This is a genomic window from Erwinia sp. B116, from assembly GCF_002865965.1.
In the GTDB taxonomy this organism is placed as follows: Bacteria; Pseudomonadota; Gammaproteobacteria; order Enterobacterales; family Enterobacteriaceae; genus Erwinia.
Genome location: NZ_JRZZ01000054.1, coordinates 970 through 16685, shown reverse-complemented (window position 1 = coordinate 16685; position 15716 = coordinate 970). Strand labels below are relative to the sequence as shown.

Sequence of the window (15716 nt, the reverse complement as noted above, 5' to 3'; positions counted from 1 at the left end):
CACCCGGGCCGCAGCGAGGCTCAGTCAGCACGACTGCCAGTCACCCGGGCCGCAGTAAGGCTCAGCCAGCGCTGAACAGCGCCGCACGCGCCACCGCCTGCGCGATGGCGTCCGTCAGCCGGGTCAGCGCCTCTGGCGTGATGATATACGGCGGCATCAGGTAGATCAGCCGGCCAAACGGGCGGATCCACACCCCCTGTTCGACAAAGAACTGCTGCATCGCCGCCATGTCAACCGGCCGCCGGGTCTCCACCACGCCAATCGCGCCAAGCACGCGCACGTCGGCCACCTCCGGCGCATCCCGCAGCGGCAGCAGCTGGTCGCGCAGCTGCTGCTCAATCGCCGCCACCTGCGCCGGCCAGTGGTTCTCCTGTAGTATCGCCAGGCTCTCGCTGGCCACCGCGCAGGCCAGCGGATTGCCCATAAAGGTCGGACCGTGCATAAAGCAGCCCGCCGCGCCGTTGCTGATGGTCTCCGCCACCCGGCGGGTGGTCAGGGTGGCGGACAGCGTCATCGCGCCGCCGGTCAGCGCCTTGCCGACGCAGAGAATATCCGGCGCGATGCCGGCGTGCCCGCAGGCAAACAGCCTGCCGGTGCGGCCAAACCCGGTGGCGATCTCATCGGCGATCAGCAGCAGACCGAAGCGGTCGCACAGTTCGCGCGCGCGCAGCAGATAGCGCGGATGGTAGAAGCGCATGCCGCCTGCCCCCTGCACGATCGGTTCGAGGATCACCGCCGCCAGCTGGCGGTGATGGCTGACGATAAGCTGCTCCAGCGCGTCGGCGTCCTGCTCGCGCCATGGCTGGTCAAAGCGGCAGTCCGCCGGGGCAAACAGCTGCTCTGCAAGGTAGCCCTGGTACAGGCTGTGCATCGAGTTCTGCGGGTCGCACACCGACATCGCGGCAAAAGTGTCGCCGTGATAGCCGTGGCGCAGGGTCAGGAAGCGTTGACGCTTTTCGCCGCGCGCCTGCCAGTACTGCAGCGCCATTTTCATCGCCACTTCCACCGCCACCGAGCCGGAGTCCGCCAGAAACACGCACTCCAGCCCGGCCGGGGTCATCGCCACCAGCCGGCGGCACAGCGCCACCGCCGCCGGATGGGTAATGCCGCCAAACATCACGTGCGACATCTCCGCCATCTGCGCCTGCAGCGCCCGGTTGAGCCGTGGGTGGTTGTAGCCGTGGATCGCCGCCCACCACGAGGACATACCGTCGGTCAGCTGGCGGCCGTCGGCCAGCGTCAGCGACGTACCGCTGGCGGCAACCACCGGATAACAGGGCAGGGGGCGGGTCATCGAGGTGTAGGGGTGCCAGATATGGTCACGGTCAAAGGCGAGATCGTCTGGGGTCATAAATCACTTGTAAACCAAAAATAAAAAATTTAGTTTACAAGTATAACCAGGCCGTGAAGACAAATGACAGACTTTTTTGGAGCAAGCAATGGCAACACAATGGACCCTCTCTCAGGCACAGGCGCTGTTTGATAAGCCGTTTCTCGAACTGATGTTCGAGGCGCAGCAGATCCACCGTCAGCACTTTGACCCGCGCCAGGTGCAGGTCAGCACGCTGCTGTCGATCAAAACCGGAGCCTGCCCGGAGGACTGCAAATACTGCCCGCAGAGCGCCCGTTACAAAACCGGGCTGGCGTCAGAGCGGCTGATGGAGGTACAGGAGGTGCTCAGCTCGGCGCGTAAGGCGAAGGCCGCCGGCTCCGGCCGCTTCTGCATGGGCGCGGCGTGGAAAAACCCGCACGATCGCGATATGCCTTACCTGGAGCAGATGGTGCAGGGGGTGAAAGAGATGGGTCTGGAGACCTGCATGACCCTCGGTACCCTCAGCGACGAACAGGCGCAGCGACTGGCCGGGGCCGGGCTGGATTTTTACAACCATAACCTCGACACCTCGCCGGAGTTTTACGGCAGCATCATCACCACCCGCAGCTACCAGGAGCGGCTGGACACGCTGGGCCGCGTGCGTGACGCCGGGATCAAGGTCTGCTCCGGCGGCATCGTCGGGCTGGGGGAAACGGTCAGCGATCGCGCCGGGCTGCTGGTGCAGCTGGCCAACCTGCCAACGCCGCCGGAGAGCGTGCCGATCAATATGCTGGTCAAGGTCAAAGGCACGCCAATGGCGGATAACGATGACGTCGATCCGTTCGATTTTGTGCGCACCATCGCAGTGGCGCGCATCATGATGCCGCGCTCCCACGTGCGGCTCTCCGCCGGGCGCGAGCAGATGAGCGAACAGACTCAGGCGATGTGTTTTATGGCCGGAGCCAACTCGATTTTCTACGGCTGCAAGCTGCTGACTACCGCCAATCCGGAGGAGGACAAAGACCTGCAGCTGTTCCGCAAGCTGGGCCTTAATCCGCAGCACACCGCCACCGAGGCCGGCGATAACGAGCAGCAGCAGGCGCTGGCCGCCCGGCTGCTGACCGCCGATACCGCCCTGTACTACAACGCGGCGCTGTGATGGGCTGGCCACAACGGCTGGACGCGGCGCTGAGCGCGCGTCATGAGCAGGGGCGTTATCGCCAGCGCACCGTCAGCGGCCAGGCGGACGGCCGCAGCCTGCAGGTGGACGGCTGCGACTATCTTAATTTCTCCGCCAATGACTACCTGGGCCTGAGCCACCACCCGGCGATCGTCCGCGCCTGGCAGCAGGGGGCGGATCGCTATGGCGTCGGGGCCGGCGGATCGGCGCATATTACCGGCTACCGCCAGCCGCAGGCGGAGCTGGAAGCAGAGCTGGCCGACTGGCTCGGCTACCCGCGCGCGCTGCTGTTTATCTCCGGCTTCGCCGCCAATCAGGCGACGATCCACGCGCTGGCGGGTAAACATGACCGCATCCTCGCCGATAAGCTCAGCCACGCTTCGCTGCTGGAGGCCGCCAGTCTCAGCCCGGCCACCCTGCGGCGCTTTCAGCACAACCGGCCGGACTCGCTGGCGACGCTGCTGGCCGGCGACTGCGCCGGCGAGACGCTGGTGGTCACCGAAGGGGTGTTCAGCATGGACGGCGACCGTGCGCCGCTGGCGGCGCTGCACCAGCTGGCGCAGGCGCACGGCGGCTGGCTGCTGGTGGATGACGCCCACGGCATCGGCACCTGCGGCGCGCAGGGGCGCGGCAGCTGTCAGCAGCAGGGGGTCAGGCCCGAGCTGCTGATCGTCACCTTTGGCAAAGCCTTCGGCGTCAGCGGCGCGGCGCTGCTGTGCGATGAGGCCACCGCCGACTACCTGCTGCAGTTTGCCCGCCATCTGATCTACAGCACCGCGATGCCGCCTGCGCAGGTCTGTGCGCTACAGGCGGCGCTGGCCTGCGTGCAGCAGGGCGACGAACGCCGCCAGCGCCTGCGGCAGAATATCGCCCGTTTTCGCGCCGGGGCCGCCGGACTGCGCGGGCGGCTGGCCGCCTCGGACAGCGCCATTCAGCCGCTGTTGTCCGGGGATGACGCGGCCGCCATGACGCTGGCCGCGAGACTGCGCCAGCAGGGCTGCTGGGTCAGCGCCATCCGCCCGCCCACCGTGCCGCCGGGCACCGCGCGGCTGCGCATCACCCTCAGCGCCGCCCATCTGCCGGACGATATCGACCGCCTGCTGGAGGTGCTGCATGCTGCAGATCGTGAATAAACCGGCGGTGGCGGCGGCGTTTGGCCGCGCGGCGGGGCGCTACAACCAGCACGCGGAGCTGCAGCGGCTGTGCGGTGAACGGCTGCTGGCGTTTTCGCGCCCCGGACAGGCGCTGGCGGTGCTGGACGCCGGCTGCGGTACCGGCTGGTTCAGCCAGCGCTGGCAGCAGGGCGGCCACCGGGTGACCGCGCTGGATCTGTCGCCGGCGATGCTGCAGCAGGCGCAGGCGGCGGCGGTAGCCAGCCGCTATCAGCTGGGCGATATCGAAGCGCTGCCGTTTGCTGACGGCAGCTTTGACCGCTGCTGGAGCAATCTGGCGGTGCAGTGGTGCAGCGATCTGGCGCAGGCGCTGGGCGAGCTGCGGCGGGTGACCCGGCCCGGCGGCCAGCTGCTGTTCTCCACCGTGGCGGCCGGATCGCTGTGTGAGGTCGGGCAGGCCTGGCAGGCGCTGGGCCAGGCGCCGCCGGTCAACCGGTTCCTCAGCCCGTCGCAGATCGCCGCAGCACTGCCTGCCGCCACGTTGCGGCCACTGACGGTGACGCTGGCCTTCCCGGACGTGCTCGGCGCCCTGCGCTCGCTGAAGGGCATCGGTGCCACCCATCTGCACGAAGGTCGCGGCGCGATGACGCTGTCGCGCCGCCGGCTGCGCCAGCTTGAAGCGGTGTGGCCACGTGACGCGCGCGGCTACCTGCTGACCTATCAACTGATTTTAGGAGAGATTACCCGTGACTGAACGCTGGTTTGTAACCGGAACCGATACCGAGGTCGGCAAGACCGTCGCCAGCTGTGCGCTGCTGCAGGCCGCCGCATCCGCAGGCTACCGCTGTGCGGGCTATAAACCGGTGGCCTCAGGCAGCGTGCTGACCTCTGAAGGCATCCGTAACGAGGATGCGCTGGCGCTGCAGCGCCACAGCAGCGTCAGCCTGCCGTACGAGTGGGTGAATCCGCTGGCGTTTACCGAGCCGACCTCGCCGCATATCGTCAGCGCGGAAGAGCAACGGCCGATCGACTTTACGCAGCTCTCCGCCGGGCTGCGGCGGATTGAGCAGCAGGCCGAGTGGGTGCTGACCGAAGGGGCCGGCGGCTGGCTGACGCCGCTCTCGGAGACCGCCACCTTTGCCGACTGGGTGGTGCAGGAGCGGCTGCCGGTGGTGCTGGTAGTGGGGATAAAACTTGGCTGCATTAACCACGCGCTGCTGACCGCGCAGGCGGTGATGGCCAGCGGGCTGCCGCTGGCGGGCTGGATCGCTAACGGTATTCAGCCCGCCGGGACACGCCACCGCGAGTACCTGGCCACGCTGACCCGTCTGCTGCCCGCGCCGCTGCTGGGGGAGATCCCGCATCTTGCAGGCGGCGAACGTGAGGCCGCCGGCAGGTATCTGTCGTTACCCTGACGGGACAACAGCGCTTAACCTGCCGCGTCATGTTGAACGCAGCCCACGGACCGCAGAGCCGCATCCACAGCGTCCGCTAGCCTTACGCTGGGCCAGCCAGCATCGCCGGCCTGTGTCGGTTTACCGGCTGACGGAATCAGACCGTCAGCCAGGTATCGATCATGCTGTCATCCAGCTGCGCCACCCGGCCGTGAGCGACGTTGCGGCCACGGTGCAGCAGCAGAAAATAGTCGGCTACCCGGCGGATAAACGACGGCTGCTGCTCCAGCAGCAGAATAGTCATGCCAAATTCGTGATTCAGGCGATGGATCAGGTTGCCCATCTCCTCCTCCAGCCACGGCGACATGCCGCCGGTGGGCTCATCGAGGATCAGCAGCTTCGGCATCAGCACCAGCGCCCGTGCCAGCGCCACCTGCTGCTGCTGGCTAATCGGCAGCTCGCCGCTGCGCGTATGGCGCAGCGACCACAGGGCCGGAAACAGGTCATAGACCATCGGCGGTATCGCCGGGTGGCGCGCCGCTTCTACCCCCGCCAGCAGGGCGACCTGCAGGTTCTCCTCAACGCTCAGCTGGGAAAACAGCGGCCGTGTCTGCGGCACGTAGCCAATCCCCAGCCGCGCCCGCTGGTCGACGGGCAATCCCAGCAGATCCTGCGGCTGCCCGTGCTCCTCCTGCCAGACCATCGATCCGCTGTTCACCGGCAGATGGCCCATAATGCAGTTGACCAGCGTGGTTTTGCCCATCCCCGGACGGCCGATCACGCCGGTGCAGCTGCCCGCAGGCAGATCGAGGTCAACGTCCCATAAAATATGCTGCTGACCGTAAAACTGATTTACCGAGCGTAAACTGAGCATCAGACACTCTCCTTCAGACCGTTTTCGTGGGTCACCCGGCACGTCTGTGCCCCGGGTGGTGGCCGTCCGCCGGGCCAGTGACGCCGGCGGACGGAAAGCGGTCAGGAAATAGTGCAAATATCAGGCCAGGAAGTAAGGCCTGCGGCTAATCTGTCGCAAAATGACGGGTGATGCCGTCCGTAACGGGTAAGCCGGATTAATCAGTTTCCGGCAGTAATCGCCGTGCTGCACCGTGGTGGTGCCAGGGATGAAGCGGTGGTGGTGCAGCCAGCGCTCACAATTGCAGCGGTCACGGCCCTGGGTGGATCGCCTGCGATATTCACCGAGTAGGAATGACGCATTAATGAGCAAAACTGTCGCCTGAGTCGGCTTAAAAATGACGAAAAAAAGGCAAAAAAAAATATTTAGCGGTGGTTAAGGGGGCAGTGGGAGAATTATGCACAGCCGATGCCCTGTGCGCTGCAAACACTTATCCACTATTCCTGTGGATAACCTTGTGCATTAGAGGATGAAAACCTGTGGCAGACGAGAGCGGGTGCGGCTTAGGCTCGGATTGCTGCGAAACCCAGCTTAAAAACAATAAGGTTTTTTTTCAATACGTTAACTAAAATCAAGCCGCCTGTGGCGTGCAATCAATCCGTCACACTGTTTTCAGCCAGGGCGCTTGACAAATGTTAAAGATCCAAAATATCTGGGGATAACCTTTTAGCCGCAAGCACGCAGACGTTTGCGTCGCCGATGCTCCGTTTTGCGCTGCCGTCCGTATCCCTTCATCATGCAGAATCACTGTTAATTTATCCAGTCTTTTTTGCTGGCAAAATCGGCAGGGCAGAGTAGAATTAGAGGCCGGTTCGCGAACAACGTCATCAGGTAGCCCGTCAATGAGCAAAGTTTTCACACTCAATTCAGATTTCAAACCCGCCGGCGACCAGCCTGAGGCCATTCGCCGGCTGGAAGAGGGGCTGGAAGACGGCCTGGCGCACCAGACGCTGCTGGGCGTAACCGGCTCCGGTAAGACCTTCACCGTGGCCAACGTGATCGCCGACCTTAACCGCCCGACCATGCTGCTGGCGCCGAACAAGACGCTGGCCGCGCAGCTGTACGGCGAAATGAAAGAGTTTTTCCCGGACAACGCGGTGGAGTATTTCGTCTCTTACTACGACTACTATCAGCCGGAAGCCTACGTGCCGAGCTCGGACACCTTTATCGAAAAAGACGCCTCGGTGAACGAACACATCGAACAGATGCGGCTTTCCGCCACCAAAGCCCTGCTGGAGCGGCGCGACGTGATCGTGGTGGCCTCGGTGTCGGCGATTTACGGCCTCGGCGATCCGGATCTCTACCTGAAAATGATGCTGCACCTGACCCGTGGCATGATCATTGACCAGCGCGCCATTTTGCGCCGCCTCTCTGAGCTGCAGTACGCCCGCAACGATCAGGCGTTTCAGCGCGGCACCTTCCGCGTGCGCGGTGAGGTGATTGACATCTTCCCGGCCGAGTCAGACGACTACGCGCTGCGCGTAGAGCTGTTCGATGAAGAGGTGGAGCGTCTGTCGATCTTCGACCCGCTGACCGGCCAGGTGACCCAGGATATCCCGCGTTACACCATCTACCCGAAGACCCACTACGTCACCCCGCGCGAACGTATTCTGCAGGCGATGGAGGAGATCAAGGTCGAGCTGGCGGATCGTAAGCAGGTGCTGCTGGCCAACAACAAGCTGCTGGAAGAGCAGCGCATCAGCCAGCGCACCCAGTTTGACCTCGAGATGATGAACGAGCTGGGCTACTGCTCGGGCATCGAAAACTACTCGCGCTACCTCTCCGGCCGCGGGCCGGGGGAAGCGCCGCCGACGCTGTTTGACTATCTGCCCGCCGACGGCCTGCTGGTGATTGACGAATCCCACGTCACCATCCCGCAGATTGGCGGCATGTATCGCGGCGACCGGGCGCGTAAAGAGACGCTGGTCGAGTACGGCTTCCGCCTGCCGTCGGCGCTGGACAACCGTCCGATGAAGTTTGAAGAGTTCGAAGCGCTGGCGCCGCAGACCATCTACGTCTCCGCCACCCCCGGCAACTACGAGCTGGAGAAATCCGGCGGTGACGTGGTCGATCAGGTGGTGCGTCCGACCGGCCTGCTCGACCCGCTGGTCGAAGTGCGCCCGGTGGGCACCCAGGTCGACGATCTGCTCTCTGAGATCCGCAAGCGGGTGGCGATCAACGAGCGCGTGCTGGTGACGGTGCTGACCAAGCGCATGGCCGAAGACCTCACCGAATATCTGGAAGAGCACGGTGAGCGGGTGCGCTACCTGCATTCGGACATCGATACCGTCGAGCGCGTGGAGATTATTCGCGACCTGCGCCTCGGCAAGTTTGACGTGCTGGTGGGCATTAACCTGCTGCGTGAGGGGCTGGATATGCCGGAGGTGTCGCTGGTGGCGATCCTCGACGCCGACAAAGAGGGCTTTCTGCGTTCAGAACGTTCGCTGATCCAGACCATCGGCCGCGCGGCGCGTAACCTCAACGGGAAGGCGATCCTTTACGGCGATAAGATCACCCCGTCGATGGCGCGGGCGATTGGCGAAACCGAACGCCGCCGTGAAAAACAGGAGCAGTTCAACACCGACAACGGCATCGTGCCGCAGGGGCTGAACAAGAAAATTGCCGATATTCTGGAGCTGGGGCAGGGGCTGGCGAAGAACAAGGCCAAACCGCGCAGCATGAAGGGGCGCAGCGTGGTGGAGGAAGATCCAACCTACGTCGACCTGTCACCGGCCGGCCTGCAAAAACGCATCCATCAGCTGGAAGCGCAGATGCAGCAGCACGCGCAGAACCTGGAGTTCGAAGAGGCAGCCGCGGTGCGCGACCAGCTGCACGCGGTGCGCGAGCTGTTTATCGCCGCGTCCTGATGCCGGCTGAGGCGGACACCGGCTGTCCGCGTCAGGCTGGCTGCCGCCTCAGGCCGACTGAACGGGTATCTGCCTCGTCAGGCTGGCTGGTTGCCTGTCGCCTCAGGCCGACTGTCCAGTTATCTGTTGCCTCAGGCTGTCAGACTGACCGCTGGCCTGTCGCGAATGGCAGGCTGCGCAACGTCAGCGGGTTTCACCCAGCGACTGTACCGCCGTCTCCAGCGCCAGGCGCAGCAGCTGGCGGTCGTGGCGATAGGCGATATCGCCGGCTTCCAGCGGCTGTTTAATCACGATCCGCCCTGTCACCTCGCTGCAGTCGACCTTCGGCCCGACCACCAGCGCATCGATCGTCTCCCTGCCTATCGCCTTCTCCATTACCGCCAGTTTGTCATTAACGCTCAGCGCCGCCGCCGCCGGGCTGAGTTCGCGGCCAAGGTTGCCGATCCACACCATATGCGCCGGGGTGCGGCGCAGCGCCTGGGCGATCTCCGGCAGCAGCAGCACCGGCATCAGGCTGGTGTAGAAACTGCCGGGGCCAATCAGGATCAGATCCGCTTCGGCAATCGCCACCACCGCTTCGCGGGTGGCGCTGACCTGCGGTGACAGCATCAGCTCCTGCGGGGCTTCCGGCATCAGGTCGATCTCGGTTTCGCCGTAGACCAGGTGACCTTCGTGACTCATCGCCACCAGATCCACCGGCTGTTCTGACATCGGAATCAAAAAGGCGTCGACCTTAAGCAGGTTGCGGATCAGGTTGATCGCCTCCAGCGGGCGTACGCTGAGGTGATCCAGCGCTTTCAGCATCAGGTTGCCGAGGTTGTGTCCGGCCAGCTCACCGTTGCCGTTAAAGCGGTACTCAAACATCGCTGAGGCGACGCTGGGTTCCGCGATCAGCTGGTTCAGACAGTTACGCATATCTCCCCAGGCGATGCCGCCTTCTGAGCGGCGGATGCGGCCGGTGGAGCCGCCGTTATCGGTGGTGGTGACGATGCCGGTCAGGCGGGAACCCAGCGGGGAAAGGGCGGACATCACGCGGCCGAGGCCGTGTCCACCGCCTAAAGCCACCACGCGATCCAGGTCGGCTAAGGTGCGATTACGCATTATGTGATTTCATCTTGTTGTTGTGGTGTTTATCAGCTCTATTTTACGCTATCTGGCGCTAAACGGTCGGTAAAATACGCTATGCATCATAGTATATAGCGAAAAACCGTGCTGGAAAGCTGGCGCTATTAACGTTAGAATTTTTTTACCCGCGCTTACCCGGATGGGTAAGTCACACTTAGCCCTGAAACCTACGTCCGTCGCGGATAGGGTTTCCTGGCCGCAACCTTGAGTTGCCAGGGTGCAGAAAGAAATGCCTGCATCTCCCGAATCTGGAAAGGTGTCACGGTGCCACAATTTACTGACAGCTATGCGCGCAGGTTCTACTACCTGCGCCTGTCGATCACTGACGTGTGTAACTTTCGTTGCACCTACTGCCTGCCCGACGGTTACAAGCCGCAGGGCGTGCAGAACAAAAGCTTCCTGACGCTGGATGAGATCCGTCGCGTCACGCGTGCCTTTGCCGCCGCGGGCACCGAAAAGGTGCGCCTGACCGGCGGCGAGCCCTCAATGCGCCGCGACTTTACCGATATCATCGCCGCGGTGCGCGAGAACCCGGGCATTCGCCAGCTGGCGGTGACTACCAACGGCTACCGTCTTGCGCGCGACGTGGCGCAGTGGCGCGACGCCGGGCTGACCGCGCTTAACGTCAGCATCGACAGCCTCGACGCCCGCCAGTTTCACGCCATCACCGGCCAGGATAAGTTTCACGAGGTGATGCGCGGCATTGATGCCGCCTTCGACGCCGGCTTCAGCAGGGTGAAGGTCAACACCGTGCTGATGCGCGACGTCAATCACCACAGCCTCGGCACCTTCCTTGACTGGATCCGCACGCGCCCGATCCAGCTGCGCTTTATCGAGCTGATGGAGACCGGCGACGGCGGCGCGCTGTTCCGCAGGCACCATATCTCCGGTGAGGTAATTCGCGAGCAGCTGCTGCGCCAGGGCTGGGTGTGCCAGCCGCGCGCGCGCAGCGACGGCCCGGCGCAGGTGTTTCAGCACCCGGACTATCAGGGCGAAATCGGCCTGATCATGCCGTATGAGAAAGACTTTTGTGCCAGCTGTAACCGCCTGCGCGTCTCGGCGGTCGGCAACCTGCACCTGTGCCTGTTCGGCGACGGCGGCGTGCCGCTGCGTGACCTGCTGGCGGATGACGACCAGCAGCAGGCGCTGCAGGCGCGCATCGCCAGCAGCCTTGGTCAGAAAAAACAGACGCATTTCCTCCATCAGGGCAACACCGGCATTACGCAGAACCTGTCGTTTATCGGCGGATAAGGAATCACTATGGGTAAAGGTTTAGCCGAATTTGTGGCGCTTAACGTGGCGGTGCTGACCGTCTCCGATAAACATACCGCGGAGAGCGACAGCTCCGGCATCTACCTGCGCGAGGCGCTGAGCGAGGCCGGGCATCAGGTGGTTGACCGGCTGATCGTTGCCGATAACCGCTATCAGATCCGCGCCGCCGTCTCGCGCTGGGTCGCCAGCCGCGACGTGCAGGTGGTGCTGATTAACGGCGGCACCGGCTTTAACGCCAAAAACAGCACGCCGGAAGCGCTGCTGCCGCTGTTCGATCGCGAAATCGAAGGCTTCGGTGAGCTGTTCCGCATGGTGTCGTTTGAGGATATCGGCACATCCACCCTGCAGTCGCGGGCGGTGGGCGGCATCGCCAACCAGACGCTGATCCTCGCGGTCCCCGGCTCCACCAGCGCCTGTCAGCTGGCCTGGGAGCGTATTATCCAGGAACAGCTCGACGCCCGCACCGCGCCATGTAACTTCGTTTCCCACGTAAAGAAGCTCTGAATGTCACAGTTAACCCACATTAACGCCGCCGGCGAAGCCCATATGGTTGACGTCTCCGGCAAGGCGGAAACCGTACGCGAAGCCCGCGCCGAAGCGCTGGTGGTGATGGCACCCGCCACGCTGCAGATGATTACCGACGGCAGCCACCACAAGGGCGACGTGTTCGCCACCGCCCGCATCGCCGGCATTCAGGCCGCCAAGCGCACCTGGGAGCTGATCCCACTCTGCCATCCGCTGATGCTGAGCAAGGTGGAGGTGACGCTGGAAGCGCAGCCGCAGTTTAACCGGGTACGGATTGAGACGCTGTGCCGCCTGACCGGCAAAACCGGCGTTGAGATGGAGGCGCTGACCGCCGCCTCGGTGGCGGCGCTGACCATTTACGACATGTGCAAAGCGGTGCAGAAAGATATCAGCATCGAGCAGTGCCGCCTGCTGAGCAAAAGCGGCGGCAAGTCCGGTGATTTCCAGGCGGTGGCGCATGATTAACGTGCTGTTTTTTGCCCAGGTGCGCGAGCTGGTGGGCACTGACCGGCTGACGCTGGCCGCCGACTACCCCAGCGTTGAGGCGCTGCGCGCGGCGCTGGCCGCGCGTGGCGACCGCTGGGCGCTGGCGCTGGAGTCCGGCAAGCTGCTGGCGGCCGTCAACCAGACGCTGGTTCCCGGCAGTCACCCGCTTAACGTCGGGGACGAAGTGGCCTTCTTCCCGCCGGTTACCGGGGGCTGAGATGGATACACGTATTCGGGTCGGGGCAGAGCCCTTCAGCATGGCGCAGGAGTACGACTGGCTGGCGGACAGCCACGCCGACGGCGCGATCGTCACCTTTACCGGCAAGGTGCGTGACCACAATCTTGGCGACGACGTCAGCGCGCTGACGCTGGAGCACTATCCGGGAATGACCGAAAAGGCGCTGGCGGCGATCGTGCAGGAGGCGCGCGAGCGCTGGCCGCTGCACAGGGTGACGGTTATCCACCGGGTCGGCGCGCTGTATCCCGGCGATGAGATCGTGCTGGTCGGCGTCAGCGGCGCGCACCGTGGTGCGGCCTTTGCCGCCGCAGAATTTATTATGGACCTGCTGAAAACCCGCGCGCCGTTCTGGAAGCGCGAAGCCACGCCGGACGGCGAGCGCTGGGTGGAGTCACGCGACAGCGATCGTCAGGCGGCCGAACGCTGGAAGGCGTGAGTGCCTCGCCACAACGGCGGGCGCTGGATCGCATCACGCGACAGCGATCGTCAGGCGGCTGAGCGCCGGAAAGCGTCACTGCAGCGCTACGACGGTGGCAGCAGGCAAGGCATTATGCGGCAGCGAGCCGCTATCCGCGTGCTGGCGTAACGCGCAGACAGGGTTCTGCGTCGGGCGATCCCCGTTGGCGGTCTGCAATCTTCGCTGCGACGATGTAAAATCGCTGCGGCAGGTTTTAAGCCGACAGGCAGTGGATATTGCCGTGCACAGCGGCTAGTCTTGCCTCATCGCATTTTGTATCGCCCTGAAGGAACGCCATGACCCGCCGTTTTTTGCAACGCTTCTCAGTTATCGGCCTGCTGGTGCTGGCCGGCTGTAGCCAGCACCCCGCTAAACAGACTTCCGCCCCACGCCCGACCGACGTAAAGGCGCAGATCGCCCGCCTGCTGCCCGACAACGTCAGCAACCGTCAGGGCTGGTCAACGGATATGTACGCCGCGTTTAACGGCCTCAGTATCGATCCCTCCGCCAGCAATATCTGCGCGGTGATCGCGGTGACCGCGCAGGAGTCCAACTTCAACGCCGACGCGCCGGTGGCGGGGCTGCCGAAAATCGCCTGGGCTGAGATCGACCGCCGCGCCGGGCAGCTGCATATCCCGTCGTTCCTCGTGCGTACCGCGCTGAAAATCGACTCCCCCACCGGCAAAAGCTACGCCGATCGGCTGGACCGGGTAAAAAGCGAAAAAGAACTCAGCGCGATTTTTGACGATCTGATCGATACGGTGCCGATGGGGCAGAAGCTGTTCGGTAAGTTCAACCCGATCCATACCGGCGGCCCGATGCAGGTGAGCATCGCCTTCGCCGAAGCGCACGCCAGAGGCTACCCGTACCCGGTTGACGGTTCGATTCGCCGCGAGGTGTTCAGCCGCCGCGGCGGCATCTGGTTCGGCACCCAGCACCTGCTCGGCTACCCGGCCAGCTACAGCGCGCCGCTCTACCGCTTCGCCGACTTTAACGCCGGCTGGTACGCCAGCCGCAACGCGGCGTTTCAGGCGGCGGTGTCGCGCCTCAGCGGTATCAGGCTGGCGCTGGACGGCGATCTGATCGACTACGCTTCAGACAACGCCGGGGCGACCGAGAAAGCGCTGCGCACGCTGGGCAAACGCCTGGACTACAGCGACCGGGCGATCCGCCGGGCGCTGGAAAGGGGTGACAGCGCGGACTTTGAGAAAAGCGATCTGTGGCAGGCGGTCTTTGCGCTGGCCGACAAAGACGCCGGTAAGCGACTGCCGCGCGAGGTGCTGCCCGGCATTAAGCTGGAAAGCCCGAAAATCACCCGTAACCTGACCACCGCCTGGTTCGCCCAGCGGGTGAACGGGCGCTACGAGGCGTGCCTGAAAAGGAATTAAGGACTCCGTTACGCGCTTTGGCGTTGCTGCCTGGGACGTGGCTTTATGCCCGGTGCCTGGGTCGGCCGTTGGCGGCAGATCGCCGGGTCGCCGTGAACCCCTCCATGGGGGCTCGGATGCCGCATCCGTGCGGCATACGCCCGGCTAACCTGTCCGCCAACGGCCTCCCTTGCTGGCTTTGGCGTTGCTGCCTGGGGCGTGGCTTTATGCCCGGTGCCTGGGTCGGCCGTTGGCGGCAGATCGCCGGGTCGCCGTGAACCCCTCCATGGGGGCTCGGATGCCGCATCCGTGCGGCATACGCCCGGCTAACCTGTCCGCCAACGGCCTCCCTTGCTGGCTTTGGCGTTGCTGCCTGGGCGTGGCTTTATGCTCCGGCGCCTGGGGCAGCCGTTGGGTTGCTGTTAATAGTCATCTTCTTACCATTTTGATTATTCGTTCCTGTAAGTAAAATTACATTGTGAGGATTGATTAATCAGTCAGTCGTAATTTTATTATTTACTTAACGTGCTGGTTTAATATCCTGTTGATAGGTTTGATTTTTATCGTATAGGTTTGTATTGATTATTTATTCTGAAAACTGGCATTGAATGCATAACTGAATTATTCAGCATCGCTGAAAAATGCAGCTTCCTGAACAGAACATCTGCGTGTGATGTTAATTAAAAGTTGGAGGCGTAATGAAAATTACCGTGGTAGGGGCGGGCGGTGTTGGGGCTTATTTCGGTGCGGTGCTGCAGAGAGCCGGGCACAGCGTGCATTTCCTGGTGCGCGAGCGTCATGCAGAGGTTATACAAACAAAGGGGATACAGGTCAGCAGCGGTGATGCGCCGCCGTGGCAGATCATGCCTGCTGGCGTAAGTACCCTGGCCAGTGACATCGGCGAATCGGATGCGGTGATCCTGGCGACGAAAGCGTTTCAGGTAAGCGATATGGCAGCCGGTAGGCAAAACCCGCAGTTTTCCGCCAACCCGCCAGCTGGTGCTGGATGCGATGCTGGAAGTCAGAGCGCTTGCTGAGACATGTGGTGTTCTGCTAACGGAGGAAGATGTGACGTGGGCGATGGCCCAGTTTGATGCTTTTACCCCGGACAGTACGGCCTCAATGCAGCGTGACTTAGCCGCCGGGCGTAAATCCGAACTGGAAGACCAGAATGGCACGATTTGCAGGCTGGCCGCACAGGCCGGCATCGCCGTGCCGGTGCACGCCACCATTTATCGATCGATGGCGCTGCTGGAAAGCCTGCGTAGTGCCTGAACGGAATCAACATGGAATTCTCTGACGAACGAATGCAGTAAAAAAGCGTTACGGCGACGTCCCTACTCTTACTGTCTTGAAAGCCAGGATATGTTAATGCCAGATGCCAGATGCCAGATGCCAGATGCCAGATGCCAGAGCAGAGGGAGATGATTTTTAGGCAGCGACACCCATGATCAAAGGCAATCGGGGT

General features: G+C 63.1%; 17 protein-coding genes and 1 riboswitch. Of the genes, 14 read left to right on the top strand and 3 right to left on the bottom strand.

Going from position 1 to position 15716, the window contains the following annotated elements:
- Positions 1–61 precede the first annotated feature (61 nt).
- A complete protein-coding gene (gene bioA / locus NV64_RS21175) occupies positions 62–1351 on the bottom strand; it encodes an adenosylmethionine--8-amino-7-oxononanoate transaminase (protein WP_056237141.1) in 1290 nt (429 codons plus the stop codon).
- 88 nt (positions 1352–1439) lie between these two features.
- Here bioA and bioB point away from each other — a divergent pair, with 88 nt between their 5' ends.
- The 4 genes from bioB to bioD are packed head-to-tail and all read left to right on the top strand — an operon-like array spanning position 1440 to position 5019.
- Positions 1440–2471, top strand: a complete 1032-nt coding sequence (gene bioB, locus NV64_RS21170; RefSeq protein WP_056237139.1) for a biotin synthase BioB — start codon at positions 1440–1442, stop codon at positions 2469–2471.
- Positions 2471–3625: an 8-amino-7-oxononanoate synthase gene (bioF, locus tag NV64_RS21165; protein WP_101506709.1), complete on the top strand. Its 1155-nt coding sequence runs from the start codon at positions 2471–2473 to the stop codon at positions 3623–3625. Before bioB ends, bioF begins: the two co-directional genes overlap by 1 nt.
- Positions 3606–4358, top strand: a complete 753-nt coding sequence (gene bioC, locus NV64_RS21160; RefSeq protein WP_056237135.1) for a malonyl-ACP O-methyltransferase BioC — start codon at positions 3606–3608, stop codon at positions 4356–4358. Before bioF ends, bioC begins: the two co-directional genes overlap by 20 nt.
- The gene (bioD, locus tag NV64_RS21155; RefSeq protein ID WP_056237134.1) at positions 4351–5019 is read left to right on the top strand and encodes a dethiobiotin synthase; all 669 of its coding nucleotides are present in this window, start codon (positions 4351–4353) and stop codon (positions 5017–5019) included. Before bioC ends, bioD begins: the two co-directional genes overlap by 8 nt.
- 136 nt (positions 5020–5155) lie before the next feature.
- Here bioD and NV64_RS21150 read toward each other — a convergent pair whose 3' ends face one another.
- Positions 5156–5872 carry an ABC transporter ATP-binding protein gene (locus NV64_RS21150; protein WP_056237132.1) on the bottom strand — a complete coding sequence of 239 codons (717 nt, stop codon included), beginning with the start codon at positions 5870–5872 and terminating at the stop codon, positions 5156–5158.
- An 881-nt stretch (positions 5873–6753) separates the two neighbouring features.
- Here NV64_RS21150 and uvrB point away from each other — a divergent pair.
- Complete coding sequence (gene uvrB, locus NV64_RS21145) at positions 6754–8778, top strand: excinuclease ABC subunit UvrB (protein ID WP_101506708.1); 2025 nt, start codon at positions 6754–6756, stop codon at positions 8776–8778.
- A 183-nt stretch (positions 8779–8961) separates the two neighbouring features.
- On the opposite strand, the gene yvcK is transcribed toward uvrB, so the two are convergent.
- On the bottom strand, positions 8962–9879 hold the full coding sequence (yvcK, locus tag NV64_RS21140; RefSeq protein ID WP_101506707.1) for a uridine diphosphate-N-acetylglucosamine-binding protein YvcK: 918 nt from the start codon (positions 9877–9879) through the stop codon (positions 8962–8964).
- A gap of 163 nt (positions 9880–10042) precedes the next feature.
- A riboswitch (molybdenum cofactor riboswitch) is annotated at positions 10043–10178 on the top strand.
- Between yvcK and moaA the strand changes: the two genes are divergently transcribed.
- The 9 genes from moaA to NV64_RS21100 all read left to right on the top strand — a co-directional run bounded on the left by moaA (position 10168) and on the right by NV64_RS21100 (position 15523).
- Entirely contained in the window at positions 10168–11154 is a 987-nt protein-coding gene (moaA, locus tag NV64_RS21135) for a GTP 3',8-cyclase MoaA (protein WP_056237127.1), read from the top strand. Its footprint overlaps the riboswitch before it by 11 nt.
- A gap of 9 nt (positions 11155–11163) precedes the next feature.
- Positions 11164–11679 carry a molybdenum cofactor biosynthesis protein B gene (moaB, locus tag NV64_RS21130; RefSeq protein ID WP_056237125.1) on the top strand — a complete coding sequence of 172 codons (516 nt, stop codon included), beginning with the start codon at positions 11164–11166 and terminating at the stop codon, positions 11677–11679.
- Positions 11680–12165: a cyclic pyranopterin monophosphate synthase MoaC gene (gene moaC, locus NV64_RS21125; protein ID WP_056237124.1), complete on the top strand. Its 486-nt coding sequence runs from the start codon at positions 11680–11682 to the stop codon at positions 12163–12165.
- Positions 12158–12403: a molybdopterin synthase sulfur carrier subunit gene (gene moaD / locus NV64_RS21120; RefSeq protein ID WP_056237122.1), complete on the top strand. Its 246-nt coding sequence runs from the start codon at positions 12158–12160 to the stop codon at positions 12401–12403. Before moaC ends, moaD begins: the two co-directional genes overlap by 8 nt.
- Position 12404: 1 nt before the next feature.
- Complete coding sequence (moaE, locus tag NV64_RS21115; RefSeq protein WP_056237120.1) at positions 12405–12860, top strand: molybdopterin synthase catalytic subunit MoaE; 456 nt, start codon at positions 12405–12407, stop codon at positions 12858–12860.
- A complete protein-coding gene (locus tag NV64_RS23520) occupies positions 12861–13010 on the top strand; it encodes a hypothetical protein (protein WP_158239917.1) in 150 nt (49 codons plus the stop codon).
- Positions 13011–13177: 167 nt separating this feature from the next.
- On the top strand, positions 13178–14269 hold the full coding sequence (locus NV64_RS21110) for a DUF1615 domain-containing protein (protein WP_056237118.1): 1092 nt from the start codon (positions 13178–13180) through the stop codon (positions 14267–14269).
- 677 nt (positions 14270–14946) lie between these two features.
- Complete coding sequence (locus tag NV64_RS21105; protein ID WP_056237117.1) at positions 14947–15285, top strand: ketopantoate reductase family protein; 339 nt, start codon at positions 14947–14949, stop codon at positions 15283–15285.
- Positions 15260–15523, top strand: coding sequence for a ketopantoate reductase family protein (locus NV64_RS21100; RefSeq protein WP_233209063.1), 264 nt, complete (start codon positions 15260–15262; stop codon positions 15521–15523). The genes NV64_RS21105 and NV64_RS21100 overlap by 26 nt, the downstream gene beginning before the upstream one ends.
- Positions 15524–15716: the final 193 nt, after the last annotated feature.